The 13,625-nt window shown below is 73.3% G+C and carries 13 protein-coding genes and 1 pseudogene; 6 read left to right on the top strand and 8 right to left on the bottom strand.

Annotated features, from left to right (window positions below):
• Positions 1–50 precede the first annotated feature (50 nt).
• Together mltG and ACPU2J_RS04740 are read left to right on the top strand one after the other, a co-directional pair.
• Positions 51–914, top strand: coding sequence for an endolytic transglycosylase MltG (gene mltG / locus ACPU2J_RS04745; protein WP_423832813.1), 864 nt, complete (start codon positions 51–53; stop codon positions 912–914).
• A gap of 69 nt (positions 915–983) precedes the next feature.
• The gene (locus ACPU2J_RS04740) at positions 984–1,934 is read left to right on the top strand and encodes a hypothetical protein (protein ID WP_423832812.1); all 951 of its coding nucleotides are present in this window, start codon (positions 984–986) and stop codon (positions 1,932–1,934) included.
• 25 nt (positions 1,935–1,959) lie between these two features.
• Here the strand turns inward: ACPU2J_RS04740 and ACPU2J_RS04735 are convergent, their stop codons facing one another.
• The 5 genes and pseudogenes from ACPU2J_RS04735 to ACPU2J_RS04715 all read right to left on the bottom strand — a co-directional run bounded on the left by ACPU2J_RS04735 (position 1,960) and on the right by ACPU2J_RS04715 (position 6,711).
• Positions 1,960–3,114: an FAD-dependent oxidoreductase gene (locus ACPU2J_RS04735; protein WP_423834929.1), complete on the bottom strand. Its 1,155-nt coding sequence runs from the start codon at positions 3,112–3,114 to the stop codon at positions 1,960–1,962.
• A 71-nt stretch (positions 3,115–3,185) separates the two neighbouring features.
• Entirely contained in the window at positions 3,186–4,547 is a 1,362-nt protein-coding gene (locus ACPU2J_RS04730; protein ID WP_391347476.1) for a cytochrome P450, read from the bottom strand.
• A gap of 133 nt (positions 4,548–4,680) precedes the next feature.
• A pseudogene (locus ACPU2J_RS04725) lies at positions 4,681–5,357 on the bottom strand (HAD family hydrolase).
• Between the two features lie 45 nt (positions 5,358–5,402).
• Entirely contained in the window at positions 5,403–5,882 is a 480-nt protein-coding gene (locus ACPU2J_RS04720; RefSeq protein ID WP_361599460.1) for an Lrp/AsnC family transcriptional regulator, read from the bottom strand.
• 25 nt (positions 5,883–5,907) lie between these two features.
• The gene (locus ACPU2J_RS04715; RefSeq protein WP_420081608.1) at positions 5,908–6,711 is read right to left on the bottom strand and encodes a YoaK family protein; all 804 of its coding nucleotides are present in this window, start codon (positions 6,709–6,711) and stop codon (positions 5,908–5,910) included.
• Positions 6,712–6,772: 61 nt separating this feature from the next.
• Between ACPU2J_RS04715 and ACPU2J_RS04710 the strand changes: the two genes are divergently transcribed.
• From ACPU2J_RS04710 to ACPU2J_RS04695, 4 genes are all read left to right on the top strand, one after another.
• On the top strand, positions 6,773–7,366 hold the full coding sequence (locus ACPU2J_RS04710) for a histidine phosphatase family protein (protein WP_361599454.1): 594 nt from the start codon (positions 6,773–6,775) through the stop codon (positions 7,364–7,366).
• Between the two features lie 73 nt (positions 7,367–7,439).
• Entirely contained in the window at positions 7,440–8,948 is a 1,509-nt protein-coding gene (locus tag ACPU2J_RS04705; RefSeq protein WP_361599451.1) for an APC family permease, read from the top strand.
• 10 nt (positions 8,949–8,958) lie between these two features.
• Positions 8,959–9,381, top strand: a complete 423-nt coding sequence (locus tag ACPU2J_RS04700) for a universal stress protein (RefSeq protein WP_361599448.1) — start codon at positions 8,959–8,961, stop codon at positions 9,379–9,381.
• 40 nt (positions 9,382–9,421) lie between these two features.
• Complete coding sequence (locus tag ACPU2J_RS04695; RefSeq protein WP_420081610.1) at positions 9,422–9,934, top strand: GNAT family N-acetyltransferase; 513 nt, start codon at positions 9,422–9,424, stop codon at positions 9,932–9,934.
• Positions 9,935–9,975: 41 nt separating this feature from the next.
• Here the strand turns inward: ACPU2J_RS04695 and ACPU2J_RS04690 are convergent, their stop codons facing one another.
• From ACPU2J_RS04690 to ACPU2J_RS04680, 3 genes are all read right to left on the bottom strand, one after another.
• Entirely contained in the window at positions 9,976–11,256 is a 1,281-nt protein-coding gene (locus ACPU2J_RS04690; protein ID WP_365495395.1) for a cation:proton antiporter, read from the bottom strand.
• Positions 11,243–11,866 (bottom strand): flavin reductase family protein, encoded by a 624-nt coding sequence (locus ACPU2J_RS04685; protein WP_361599439.1) that lies wholly within the window; start codon positions 11,864–11,866, stop codon positions 11,243–11,245. Before ACPU2J_RS04685 ends, ACPU2J_RS04690 begins: the two co-directional genes overlap by 14 nt.
• Before the next feature lie 102 nt (positions 11,867–11,968).
• The gene (locus tag ACPU2J_RS04680; RefSeq protein WP_420081611.1) at positions 11,969–13,570 is read right to left on the bottom strand and encodes a tryptophan halogenase family protein; all 1,602 of its coding nucleotides are present in this window, start codon (positions 13,568–13,570) and stop codon (positions 11,969–11,971) included.
• Positions 13,571–13,625: the final 55 nt, after the last annotated feature.

Raw genomic sequence — 13,625 nt, 5'->3', positions numbered from 1 at the left:
GGGCGGGTGTCGCGCCGGAGATGTCATGGTGTGCGGTTTAATGTCGCCGCATGAGTCATGAGTACCGGCCGCCGCAGCGCCGATCCCGGCTCACCCGCCGGGGCCGGCTGGCCCTCTTCCTCGGCACCCTCCTGGCCCTCTCCGCGGTGGTCCTGATACCGCTGCTGAAGAGCGCGCAGACACCGGAACAGCCCCGGCGGCTGGTGATTCCCGAGGGCTGGCGCGCGGCTCAGGTGTACGCCGCCGTCGACCGCGTGCTGAAACTGCCTCCGGGCTCCACCAAGGCGGCCGTGCCCTCCGTCGCACCGGGTCTGCCCGCCGAGGCCAAGGGCAACCCCGAGGGCTACCTCTTCCCGGCGACGTACCCGGTGACCTCGCAGTCCACCCCGGCCCTGCTCCTCGCCCACATGGTGCGTACGGCGAACGAGAAGCTCGCCACCCGGGCCGTCGCGGCCGGCGCCAGGACACACGGCATGACCCCGTACCAGACCGCCACCATGGCCAGCGTCATCGAGGCGGAGGCCGACAACCGGGCCGACATGGGGAAGGTGGCCCGGGTGGTGCACAACCGGCTGGCCCGGTCGATGCCCCTCCAGATGGACTCCACGGTCAACTACGCGCTGGGCCGTTCCACCGTGGAGACCACGCTGAGCGACACCCGGATCGACAGCCCCTTCAACACCTACGAGCGGCAGGGCCTGCCGCCCACCCCCATCGACAGTCCGGGGCTGGAGGCCATGGCCGCCGCGGTCGCGCCGACACCCGGGAAGTGGCTGTACTTCGTCACCGTCAAACCGGGGGACACCCGCTTCTCCACGACGTACGACGAGCACAGGAAGCACGTCGCCGAGTTCAACCGGATCCGCGCCCGGGCCGGTTCGGGCGCAGGACAGGGACCGGCCGCCGGCAAATGAAAGGCGCCGGTCCGCGCGGGCGGCCTACGATCGGCGCCCTGCCGACCGCGTGGACCGAGGGGGCGAACGGTGAAATGGCCATGGGGAGCGAAACCGGGGACTGACGGCAAGGGCGGAGCGGGGGCCGACGCCGCGGGCGAGCCGGCCTCCGGCGAGGAGTCGTTCGCCGAGACCATCCAGCGCCGCATCGAGGAGGACGCGAGGGCGGCCGAGGCCGCCGAGCGCCACGGGCACCGGCGGATGATCGAGCACTGGGGTGAAGGAGTGCTGGGGTGGCGCGACTGGCTGTCCCGTTCCCCCGTGGGCGTGGACCTGCTCCACTGGTGGCACGACGAGCCCGAACTGATTGCCCTCGTGGGGGAGGAGCGGTACCTGGAACGCCTGGGCGAGCTGCTCTCACAGGCGGCCGCGCGCGATGTCGCGGCCATGGGGCTCGGCTGCACCCGGCGCGTGGACCGGGCCTGCCGTTTTGCGGAGATCTGCAGCCAGGACCCCGTCCTGGCGCCGGGCGAGGAACTGGCGAGCCACCGCCACGGCGGGGTCGCCGGGGCGTGCAGCAGCTTCATCGACTGCCACACCCCGCACGAGATCGACGTGACCTTCGCCCACGGCGACCGCCACCGTTCGGTGCTCCTCTTCCGTGACCACCCGGGCAAGGCCCTGCTCTGGGTCGACGGCGTCCGGGTGGGGGAGGGGCACTGGCTGGACAAGGGCGGCTGGTGGGTGGCGGAGCGTTTCTTCGTCATCCGGATCGGCGGGCCCGACGACCACCCCGAGCAGGGGCCGGCCCCGATCGGGAACCAGCTCTACAACATCGTCTCGCTGCTGGTCCACGACGCGGAACGGGGCACCACCCGCATCCTCGTCCCGGAGCACACCGAGAGCTGGACCGACCCCGTCCTGGCCGTGCGGGACGGGACCGCCTCCGTGTACCCGACCAGGGAGGACCGGGACGCCGACGGCGCCCCCGACCGGGTGTTCCCCGTCGGGGAACCGGAGGACGGCCCGGACCCGGCCTGAGGGTCCCCGCCCGGCGCGGGACGGCTCAGGTCGCCACCGCCACCGCCGCGGCGGCCTGCTCCGCCACCGCCGCCGGGCCGGCCTCCCGCGGTGCGCGGGTCAGGAGCCGGCGCAGGTCGCGGACGGCCGCCCCGCCCGCGCGGTTGGCACCCACGGTCGACGCCGACGGGCCGTAGCCGACCAGATGGATCCGCTCGTCGCGCACCGCCCGGGTCCCGTCGAGCCGGATGCCCCCGCCCGGCTCGCGCAGCCGCAGCGGCGCCAGGTGGTCGATGGCCGGGCGGAAGCCGGTGGCCCACAGGATGACGTCGGCGTCCACGCGGGTGCCGTCCGCCCAGACGGCGCCCGTGGCGGTGATCCGGTCGAAGACGGGACGGCGGTCCAGGACGCCCGACGCCAGGCCGGCCCGGACGGCCTCGTTCAGCGGCAGGCCGGTGACGCTGACCACGCTCTGCGGCGGAAGCCCGCGGCGCACCCGCTCCTCCACCAGCGCCACCGCCGCCCGGCCCTCGGCCTCGCCGAAGCTCCCGTCGCGGAAGACCGGTGGCCGCCGGGTGACCCAGGTGGTCTCCGCCGCGACCCCGGAGATCTCCAGCAGGTGCTGCACCGCCGAGGTGCCACCGCCCACCACGATCACCCGGAGCCCGGCGAAGGCCTGCGGTCCCGGGTAGTCCGCGGTGTGCAGCTGGCGGCCGCGGAAGGTCTCCCGGCCCGGGTACCGCGGCCAGAACGGCCGGTCCCAGGTCCCGGTGGCGTTGATCAGTGCCCGGGCCGCCCACGGGCCGGCCGAGGTCTCCACGCGCAGCCCGCCTCCCGTGCCCTCCCGGACCGCCGTGACGTCCACGGGGCGGCGCACCCGCAGGCCGAAGCGGTCCTCGTAGGAGGCGAAGTACTCCCCGATCACCTCGGAGGAGGGGCGCAGCGGGTCGGCGTCGGTCAGCTCCATGCCGGGCAGCGAGTGCATCCCGTGGACCCGCCCGTAGGTGAGGGAGGGCCAGCGGAACTGCCAGGCCCCGCCCGGCCGCGGCGAGTGGTCCAGGACGACGTGCCCGATGCCCGCCCGGGCCAGGTGGTAGGCGCTCGACAGGCCGGCCTGCCCGGCGCCGACGACCAGCACGTCGACGGCGGCCGCCTCCCGGCCGCTCCCCGCCTGATCGTCCCGCACCGGATCGTTCCGCATCAGATCGTTCACGGTTCTACCAACCGGGGGCGGGCGCGGGATCTTCCCGCCGGAGGATCCCCGCCGACGGTTCAGCGGACGGGGCGGCGCAGGGTCGCGAGGACGGGCCGGTCCGGCTGCAGGGTGAGCCCGGGGAAGACGCCGGCCCGCCCGGCGCCGCTGTCCAGGTGGAACCTCTGCCCCAGTACGGCCAGCACCAGCACGGCCTCCACCAGCGCGAACCGGGCGCCCAGGCAGGCCCGGGGGCCGCCGCCGAAGGGGAACCAGGCGTGCTCCGGCACCGGATGCGGTGCGTCCTCGTCCCACCGCTCCGGGCGGAAGGCCTCCGGGTCCGGGAACCAGCGCGGATCGCGGTGCATCGACCAGGGGCTCGTCCACACCCTCGTGTCCGGCGCCACCGGCCTCCCGCCGAGGCTCGCGTCCGCTCCGGCCACGGCGGTGATCAGCCAGATCGGCGGATAGAGCCGCAGCGCCTCCTTGACCACCTGCCGGGTCCACGGCAGCCGCGCGTAGTCGTCGTAGGCCGGCAGCCGGCCGCCGAGCACGGTGTCCAGTTCGGCGGTCAGCCGCGCGCGGGCCGCCGGGGCGCCCGACAGCAGTTGCCAGGCCCAGGTGAGGGTCGTCGAGGTGGTCTCGTGGCCACCGACGTACAGGGTGATCGACTCGTCGCGGAGCTCCTTGCGGGACAGCGGGAGGCCCTGTTCGTCGCGGGCCGCCAGCAGCCGGCTCAGCAGGTCGTCGCGCTCCGCGCCGCCGGCCGAGGCGGCCTCGTGCTCGGCGATGACGTGCGCCATCTCCCGGTCGAGGACCGCCACGGCCGCCCGCATCCGGCGCCGCCCCGGGGTGCGCACCCATGGCGGCAGGAACATCGTCACCCCCCGGAACTCCGCACCCAGTTCGCGCTGCGCCGCGGCCATGGCCGCGGCGATCGGCCCCTCCCGGCCGGCGGCGTCGCTCCCGAACAGCGTGTGCACGGCGATCCGCTGGGTGAGTCCCGCCATCTCCCGGTGCACGTCGATCCGTTGGCCCTCGCGCCAGGTGCCCGCCAGCGCGTCCGCGCAGCCCGCCATCGTGGCGGCGTATCCGCGCACCTGCCGCGGCCGGACGGCCGGCTGGACCAGGGCCCGCTTGCGCCGCCAGTCGTCACCGGTGGCGACCACCACCCCCTCGCCCAGCAACTGGTGCACGGCCCAGCCAAGTTCGGTGGGACGGAAGGTGGACTCGACGGCGCCGAGCAGCTCGCCGGCGTGCTCGGGCAGGGAGACCAGCACGTTGCGCGTCGGGCCGAGGCTCCAGGACACCCAGTCGCCGTACCCGTCGCGCAGGGACTCGAAGAAGGCCAGCGGGTCACGGGCGAAGGCGGGCAGGTTCCCGAGCAGGGGCCACCCGCGCGGGCCGACGCTGCGGGTGCCCGGAGGCAGGGTCGCGGTCACGCAGGCATCGTGACAGCCGGGCCCCCGGGACACCAGGGTGCGGACCGGGGCCGTTCGCACCGGGCGGCGGGCCCGGCGGGAGGTGTCCGCCCGTCCGCCCGTCCGCCCGTCCGCCCGTCCGCGCGCCCGGGCGTCAGGCGGCCCCGCGCGCGACGAGCCACCGGTAGGCGGTGTCCGCGCCGAACTCCCTTTGTCCGCCCGGGAAGAGCAGTCCGGCGGAGGCGAACGCAGGGTCGTCCGCGACCTCCGGGGCGTACGGGACCACGATGCAGCCCATCCCGGCGGCGCGGGCGGCCCGCACCCCCGGCGCCGCGTCCTCGACGACCACGCAGTCGGCCGGTGCGGCGCCCAGCCGCCGGGCGGCCTCCAGGAACACGTCCGGAGCCGGCTTGCCGCGGGCGACCTCCTCGGCGGAGACCACCGTGGTCAGCAGGGCGTCCAGCCCGGTCCCGGCGAGGACCGCGTCGATGGCGGCCAGGGAGGACCCGGAGGCCACCGCCATCGGCACCCCTTCGGAGTGCAGCCGCTCCACGAACTTCCGCATCTGCGGGAAGACCTCTGTCCCGGTGCGGGCGAGCTCCAGGTAGGCGGCGTTCTGCTCGGCGAGCAGCACCTCGACCGGCGCGCTCAGCCCGTACCGCTCCCGCAGGATCTCCAGGGTCTCCATGGTGCCGATGCCGATGAAGGGCGCGTGCTGTTCCCAGGTGAAGTCGGGTCCCCGTGCCGTTCCAGGGTGCGGCGGCCGGACTCGTAGTAGTTCGGCTCGCTGTCCACGAGGGTGCCGTCGAGATCGAATATGACGGAGATCATCTGCTGGGACCGTCCTGCCTGTCGCGTCCTGTACCAGCCATCCTGTCAGCTTTTGCGGGAGTTCCTCCCGACCGCTTCGACCAGGGGCAGCAGCCGGTGCGGGACCCGCTCGCGCAGGGCGACCTCCGTCCGGGTGCGGACCACGCCCGGGAGCCGGATCAGCCGCTGGATCACGTCCTCCAGGTGGGCGTTGTCCCGGGCCGCCACACGGGTCAGCAGGTCCCCGCCGCCGGTGATCGAGAACGCCTCGATGATCTCCGGTACGGCGGCCAGCGCGTCCCCCACGTCGTCCAGATGGCCCTGGGTGACCTCGATGTGCACAAAGGCCAGCACCGGGTGGCCCAGGGCGGCGGGGGAGAGCACCGGACCGGTCCCGGTGATCACGCCCGTCCGCTCCAGCCGGTCCAGCCGGGCCTGGAGGGTTCCGCGCGCGACGCCGAGGATCCGCGCGTACTCGCGGACGCTCGTGCGCGGCTGCTCGATCAGCAGGCGCAGGATTCTGGTGTCGAGCTCGTCCACCGCCATGCCGGGACTGTACCAATGGCGCGGTTCAGCCCGATCGTTCCCGGCCCGGGGCCTGATCGGTGTGCAGCGGGGGCTGCCCGCGGTAGACCAGGCCCACCACCAGCACCGCCGCGCCGGCCGGCAACAGGATCCAGCCCACCGTCCAGCCGGAACGCACCAGCACCGCCCCGAGGAACCCGCCGGCGAACATCGCCAGGACCGACAGGCCGCGCAGGGTCCAGCCACCCGTCCCGAAGCCGTAGATCTGCTCCCGCCCCATGGCGGAGCCCCCGAGGAAGGCCGTCATCGAGCGGGTGACCAGCGTCGTCGGCACGCCCGGCACGTTCGCCCGCATGATGGTGGTGTTGCGCAGCCCCATGGCCAGGGCCAGGGCCGCCGTCGCCGCCAGATGGCGTGGGGCCGGGGCCCCGTACTGAGCGGTCAGGCCCCATCCGACGGCCGCGGCGACGAGGATCAGCCCGGCCTCCACGACCAGCCCGATGACGAACCAGCGCCTCCCGCGGACCTCGGCCACCGACTCCAGGTGGGAGCCCGTCACCACCCCGACGACGAACGCGGCCAGCGAGATCCCGGGCGCCAGCGTCTCCAGCCTCCCCGCCCCCGCCGCGCCGAAGGCGAGGAACAGCACGTTCCCCGTCTGCATCGCCGTGAAGGCCGGCCCCAGCGCCAGCAGGCTGACCGCCTCGACCACCCCCGTCACGGCGGTCAGAGCCACCATCAGCGCGGGCATGCGCGGAGGGAGCTGCGGACCGGCCGCCCGGCAGGCCCTGCGGTTCTCGTCCATGACGCCCGACAGTGACACGCCCGCCGGGTCCGCCGCCGCCGACATGCCGCGAGGCAATCCGTGAGGCACTCCGCGAGGCAAACCGCGAGGCAATAGGGTCCACAGGGTGAGCGACCTGATGCTGGTGAGACACGGTGAGACCGCCTGGAGCGCGAACGGGCGGCACACCGGCCGCACCGACGTACCGCTGACCGCACGCGGTGTGGAGGAGGCCATCTCCCTGGCCCCCTTCTTCCGCGACCGGCACCCGGCCCTGGTGCTGACCAGCCCGCTGCGGCGCGCCGTGGCCACCGCCGAGCTCGCCGGGATCACCGGGGCGGGCCTGGACTCCGACCTCTACGAGTGGGACTACGGCGGCTACGAGGGAATCACCACGGCGGAGATCCTGCGGACCACGCCCGACTGGTCCCTGTGGACCCACGGCGTCCCGCCCGGCGACGCCGACCACCCCGGGGAGAACGCCGCCCAGGTGGGCGCCCGCGCCGACCGGGTCCTCGCGCGGATCGCCCCCGTCCTCGCAGCGGACGACGGCGAGGTGGTGCTCGTCGCCCACGGCCACTTCCTGCGCGTCCTCACCGCCCGCTACCTGCGCCTGGCCCCCGAGAACGGCCGGCTCTTCCTGCTGCGCACCGGAACGGTGAGCACGCTCTCCACCGAGCACGGCCTGCCGGTGATCGCGGGATGGAACACCCGCGCCTGACCCGCCCCGAGCCCGGGCCCCTGACCGGACGTCCCGCCTCGCGCGGCGGTGCATCGTGCGTGACCATTCACACATGAGCCATGACGGTGCGGGCGACGGGCCCGGGACTGCCACCCAGGACGCGAGGCTCAAGGCCAACGCGATCGGATTCCTCGACGCGCTCGTCATCGGCCTGAACTCCACCTCGCCCGCCTACTCCCTGGCGGCCGTGCTCGGCCCGATCGTGGCCCTGGTCGGGATCTACGCGCCGGGCGTCATGCTGGCCTCCTTCGTGCCGATGCTGCTCATCGCCGCGGCCTTCTACTACCTCAACAAGGTCGACCAGGACTGCGGCACGACCTTCTCCTGGGTCACCCGGGCCATGGGACCGTGGGCGGGCTGGCTCGGCGGCTGGGCGATCGCCATGACGGGCGTACTGGTCATCGGCTCGCTCGCCGACGTCGCCGTCAACTTCGGCCTGCTCGCCTTCGGACTCGACGACTGGGCGGCCAACGCCTGGATCCGGCAGGGCCTCACCGTCGCGGTGATCCTGGCCATGACCGCGATCTGCGTGATCGGCACCGAGCTGTCGGCCCACCTCCAGGACATCCTCATCCTGGCCCAGGTCTTCTTCCTCCTGACCTTCGCCGTGGTCGCCATCTACCGCGTCTACGCCGGGAACAGCACCCTCGAGGAGATCGAACCGAGCATCGCCTGGCTCAACCCCTTCGGCGCCGGAGGGGCCGCCCTCACCGGCGGACTGCTGCTCGGCGTGTTCATGTACTGGGGCTGGGAGTCCGCGGTCAACCTCACCGAAGAGGTCGAGAACTCCGCCACGGCGCCCGGCCGGGCCGGCATCTGGTCCACGGTGATCCTCCTGGTCACCTACCTGTCCGTGGGCTTCGCCGTCGTCGCCTACGCGGGCACCGCGTTCCTCGCCGAGAACGCCGCCGAGGAGGAGGCCATCTTCGCCGTCCTCGCCCACGAGGTCATGGGCGGCTGGGACTGGGTGGTCCTCCTCGCCGTCTGCACCTCCGCGCTGGCCTCCACCCAGACCACGATCATCCCGGCCTCCCGCACCGCCCTGTCGATGGCCCGCAGGCACGCGCTCCCGCCGCACCTCGCGCACATCCACCCGAGGTTCCGCACCCCCGACGTGAGCACCTGGTGGGTCGCCGGCATCGCCATCGCCTGGTACCTCGCCGTCAACCAGATCAGCGAGAACGCCCTGCTGGACTCGCTCACCGCGCTGTCCCTGCTCATCGCCTTCTACTACGCGCTCACCGGTCTGGCCTGCGCCGTCTACTACCGCCGCCACCTGCTGGAGGGTCCGCACAACCTCCTGCTCATCGGGGTCGGGCCGGTGGTCGGAGCCGCCCTGCTGATCTGGCTGCTGGTGGAGTCGATCGGCGACATGTCCAACCCCGAGAACTCCGCGAGCGGGGTGTCCTGGTTCGGGCTGGGACCGCCCCTCGTCATCGGCATCGCGATCGCCGTCGTCGGCGTCCTCGTCATGTGCTTCTGGCGGCTCCGCGACGGCAGGTTCTGGCAGGAGCGGCGGGGCGTCGTCGACCCGGCCCTCGTCCACCCCAGGAAGCGCTGAGGAGCCCCCGATGTCCGTGGTCCTCGGATACGACGAGTCGCCCGGCGCCGAACGCGCCCTGCACGTGGCGCTGGAGGTGGCGACCGCCTTCGGCGAGCCCCTCGTCCTCGTCTACGGGGCGGCCGCCCCGGGCAGCACCGGCGAGGAGTCCCGCGCCCACCGGGAAGCCGTCCGCCAGGCGGGCCGCAGCGCCCTCGCCCACGCCGTCGAGGAGGCCGACGCCGCCGGTGTGCCCTCCACGGTGGAGGTGGTCGACGAGAAGCCCGCGCAGGCACTGCTGGACGCCGCCGCACGTCACCGGGCCCGCGTCATCATCGTCGGCAGCTGGGGCGACAGCCCGATCCGCGGCGCCCTGCTCGGCTCCACCCCGCACAAGCTGCTGCACCTGTCGCCGATCCCCGTGCTGTGCGTGCCGACGGAGAACACGGCGTAGCTGCGGAGCGGAGCGGGCCGTCGCCGCCTACGATGCACCGATGACGGAGATCCAGCTCCTGCGAGCCGAACACGCCCCGGCCCTGCTCGCGTTCGAGCGCGCCAACCGCTCCTGGTTCGCGGCCTCGGTGCCCGACCGGGGGGACGCCTACTTCGCGGACTTCGACCGCCGTCACGCCGAGCTGCTCGCCGGGCAGGCCGCCGGGCGCGACCGCCTCCACCTGATCGTCGCCGCGGACGGGGAGGTGCTCGGACGGGTCAACCTGATCGACATCGCCGACGGAAGTGCCGAACTGGGCTTCCGTGTCGCCCGCGAGGCGGCCGGCCGGGGCCTGGCCACGAGCGCGGTCCGGCAGGTCCTGGTGCTCGCGGCGGAGGGCTACGGGCTGCGGTCCCTGCGGGCGGCGGCGACCGTGGACAACCTCGGATCCCGCACGGTCCTCGTGCGCAACGGCTTCCTCCCGGCCGGCGAGACCGTGCTCGACGGCCGCCCCGCCGTCCGCTACGCACGGGAGCTCACGGCGCCCGCGCCGACGCGGCCGGCGCATCCCTGACCAGCCGTCGGGATCCGCCGGCCGCCGGTACGGCCCGGCCCTCAGGGACCGGAGAGGGCGCCCTCGGGCACCGGCCGCTGCGGTGGGCCCTGCGGGGCCGCCGCCTTCGCCCGCAGCCCGGTCAGGGCCGGACTGGTCACCGCGGTAGTCACCAGCGCCATCAGCACGAGCATGGTGAACAGCTGCGGCCCGATCACGCCGAGTTCGAGGCCGACGTTCAGCACCACCAGCTCGGTCAGCCCCCGGCAGTTCATCAGGGCGCCGATCGACAGGGCCTCCCGCCACGGTCTTCCGCAGATCCGGGCCGCGCCCGCCGCGCCGCCCCACTTGCCGAGGACGGCGACGGCGAGGATCGCCAGAGCCCAGAGCCACAGCTCGGGAGAGGCCGTCAGCCCGCCGATGTCCGTCCGCAGCCCCGTGTGCACGAAGAACAGCGGCAGCAGCACGGGAACGGTGAACGCCCGCAGCCGGGCCGCCGAGACCTCGATGCGCCGCCCGGTGCGCGGGGTGACCACACCGAACAGGAACGCCCCGAACAGCGCGTGCACCCCGATCAGGTCGGTGACCAGGGCCGACAGGCTGAGCCCGCTGAACAGCGCGACCAGCACCACCGCGTCCCGCCACCGGTCGGCGCGCTCCGCCCAGCGCGCCAGCAACGGCCGCACCCCGTAGAGCATGGCCACCGCGAAGGCCGCGGCGAGCACCGCCGCGGTGGCCGCCTCCATCGGGGAGCCGGCCGAGGCCAGCGCCACCACCAGGGCCAGCAGGCACCAGGCGACCACGTCGTCCACCGCCGCGCAGGCCATGGCGAGGGCCCCGAGCGGGGTCCCGTACAGCCCGCGGTCGATGAGGATGCGCGCCAGCACGGGGAACGCGGTGATGCTCATGGCCACGGCGATGAACAGGACGAAGGGCGTCCGGCCCACCCCGTCCGGCGCGAAATCGCCGTAGAGGGCGAGCGCGAGGACGGCGCCCAGTCCCAGCGGCAGCACCATGCCGGCCTGGCTGACGGCCACCGCCACCCGGGTGTGACCGCGCAGGCTCTTCAGGTCCAGCTCCAGCCCGACCAGGAACATGAAGGCGAGCAGGCCGATCTGGCCGAGCACGGAGGTGTACGGGAGCACGGTCGCCGGGAACAGCGCGTGCTGGGCCTGTGGCCAGAGCCAGCCGAGCAGGGACGGCCCGAGCAGGATGCCCGTGGCGATCTCGCCCACCACGGGCGGCTGCCCCAGCCGCCGGCAGACGGCCGCGCCCGCCTGGCAGGCCACGATCACCACGGGTACGGCGATCAGCAGCGCGGGCAGCGGATCAGCCCCGGACACGGGTGCCTCCCTCCGGAGCGGCGTTGGTCAGGGCCGTGGGCGGGGCCAGGCGGGCGGCCTGGGGGAGCGGCGCCGACGAGGCCGCCGACCACGGGGCGTAGCGGCGCAGGCCGTACAGCAGCGGCTGCGGGTCGTCCCGGACGGTGACCCGGTCCACCTGGGCGAAGACCGCGGTGTGGTCCCCGAAGCCGACGGTCCTGACCACGGAGCAGTCCGCCACGGCGTGCGCGTCCGCCGTCAGGTGCGGGCCGCCGGCCCCCAGCGGCAGCCGCCACTCCACCCGTTCGAAGCGGTCGGGGGCGCCGGAGGCGAACAGGTCGGAGGTGGTGCGGGCCCTCTCGTGCAGCAGGTTCAGGGCGAAGGCGCCCTGGGCGAGCAGCACCGCGAGCGTCGGGCTCGCGGCCCGTATGCAGACCACGACCGTCGGCGGATCGAGCGCGACGCTCGCGAGGGAACTGCAGGTCAGGCCGTGGGGCACGGTGTCGGAGCCCAGCGTGGTCACCACGGACACGCCCGTGGGGAACGCGGCCATGAAGGGGCGGAGGTCCGCCTGCCGGTCCCCGGTGGGTTCGTCCGGCACGGCGTGCTCGGTTGCGGAGCGGTGGGGCATGTCTGACTCCTGGAGTGGCTGAAGAGCGACTGCGGCCCGGCAGCCGGCGGGAGAGCCGTGCTGCCGGGCCGTGGTGGCGTGGTGGCGGGAGCGGAGCGGTCCTTACGCGCCGTGCAGGCGGCGCAGGTAGTCGTAGGCGCTGGGCAGGGTCTCCAGCAGGTTCTGCTGCTGGCGCTTGACGGTCTCGAAGAGGGGTTCCGCGCCGGCCACCGACTCGGGCCGGTGCGCGAGGGTGGGCAGCGGCGCGTCCGGCTCCAGGCCGAGGCCCGAGAAGATGCAGTAGTAGCTGCCGTTGGTCCAGAAGTTGCGGAACTCCGCCTCGAAGTTGCCGTAGTACGTGGACTCGTCGGTGATCGGGGAGTTGATCGGCAGGCCGGCCTTGTAGGCGGAGATCTTCTGCTTGATGTTCTCGGGGAGCACCAGCTTCTTGTTGGCCTGCCAGAACGGGGTGTCGTTGCGCGGCGCGTAGAAGAAGTGCGCCTGGATGAAGTCGCGGGTGTCGTCGAACATCACCTCGATCTCGTTGTTGAAGCTGTCGACCAGACCCTTGTTGAAGGTCTTGTCCGGGAAGTGCTTGGCGAGCTGGTAGATGGCGGCGGTGATGAAGTAGATGCCGGTCGACTCCAGCGGCTCCAGGAAGCAGGAGGACAGGCCGATGCTGACGACGTTGTTCACCCAGGCGCGGCGGTTGCGGCCCACGCGGAAGCGGATGTGGTTGAACTTCGTCTGCTCCGGGTCCAGGCCCCACATGTCCGCGAACTCGCGGGTGGCGGTGTCCTGGTCGGCGAACCTGCTGGAGTACACGTAGCCCGTGCCGAAACGCCCCAGCATGGGGATCTTCCAGGCCCAGCCGGAGGACATGGCGATCGCCGAGGTGTACGGCTCGACGCCGTTGGCCTCGTCGTCGTGCGGGACCGCCGTCGCCACCGCGCTGTCGCACAGCAGGTGGTCGCTCATGTCGATGAAGGGCTCCTGCAGCGCCTGGTTGATCAGCAGGCCGCGGAAGCCGGAGCAGTCCACGAACAGGTCGGCGTCCAGCGCCAGACCGCCCTTGGTGTGCAGGGTCGTCACGAAACCGCGGGAGTCCTGCTCCACCCGGACCATCTCGTCCTGCACGTGCTGCACACCCTGCTTCTCGGTGGCGAACCGGCGCAGGAAGTCGGCCACCAGCTGGGCGTCGAAGTGCCAGGCGTACCGGGTGGCCGGACGGCCGTCGAGCCAGCGCGGCGCCTTCATCGCGTCCATCACGGGGGGCTCGCGGAAGCAGGCGTAGTCGAAGGGCTCGGTGGTGCGGCCCTCGTACTTGCGCTTGAACCAGTAGTGCGACAGCGGCGTCTGGTCGTAGTCGGGCAGCAGGCCGAACGGGTGGTAGAAGTGGTCCGGCCCGCCGCCGGGCAGCTCGCGCGCCGTCGACTCGCCCTGACCGCCGGTGCGCCAGTTCACGAAGCGCACCGCCATCTTGAAGCTCGCGTTGCACTCCCGCATCCACTCGTCCTCGGCGATGCCCAGGTAGTCGAAGAAGGAGCGCTGGAGGTTGGGCACGGTCGCCTCGCCCACGCCGATCCGCGGGATCGACGGCGCCTCGAGCACGGTGATCTCGACCGTTCCCTGCAGCGCCTTGCCGAGATACGCGGCCGTCATCCAGCCGGCCGTGCCGCCCCCCAGGATGACGACCTTCTGAAGCCGGGTGTCGGTGCTGGTCATGAAACAGCCCTCATTTCGGAGTCGGCGGTGCGGGTGGTCGTGCTCATCAGTGTCG

It is taken from the genome of Streptomyces manipurensis, assembly GCF_049570255.1.
In the GTDB taxonomy this organism is placed as follows: domain Bacteria; phylum Actinomycetota; class Actinomycetes; order Streptomycetales; family Streptomycetaceae; genus Streptomyces; species Streptomyces manipurensis.
Note: the sequence above shows the minus strand (reverse complement) of the source record. Positions and strands in the feature narration are given on the sequence as shown.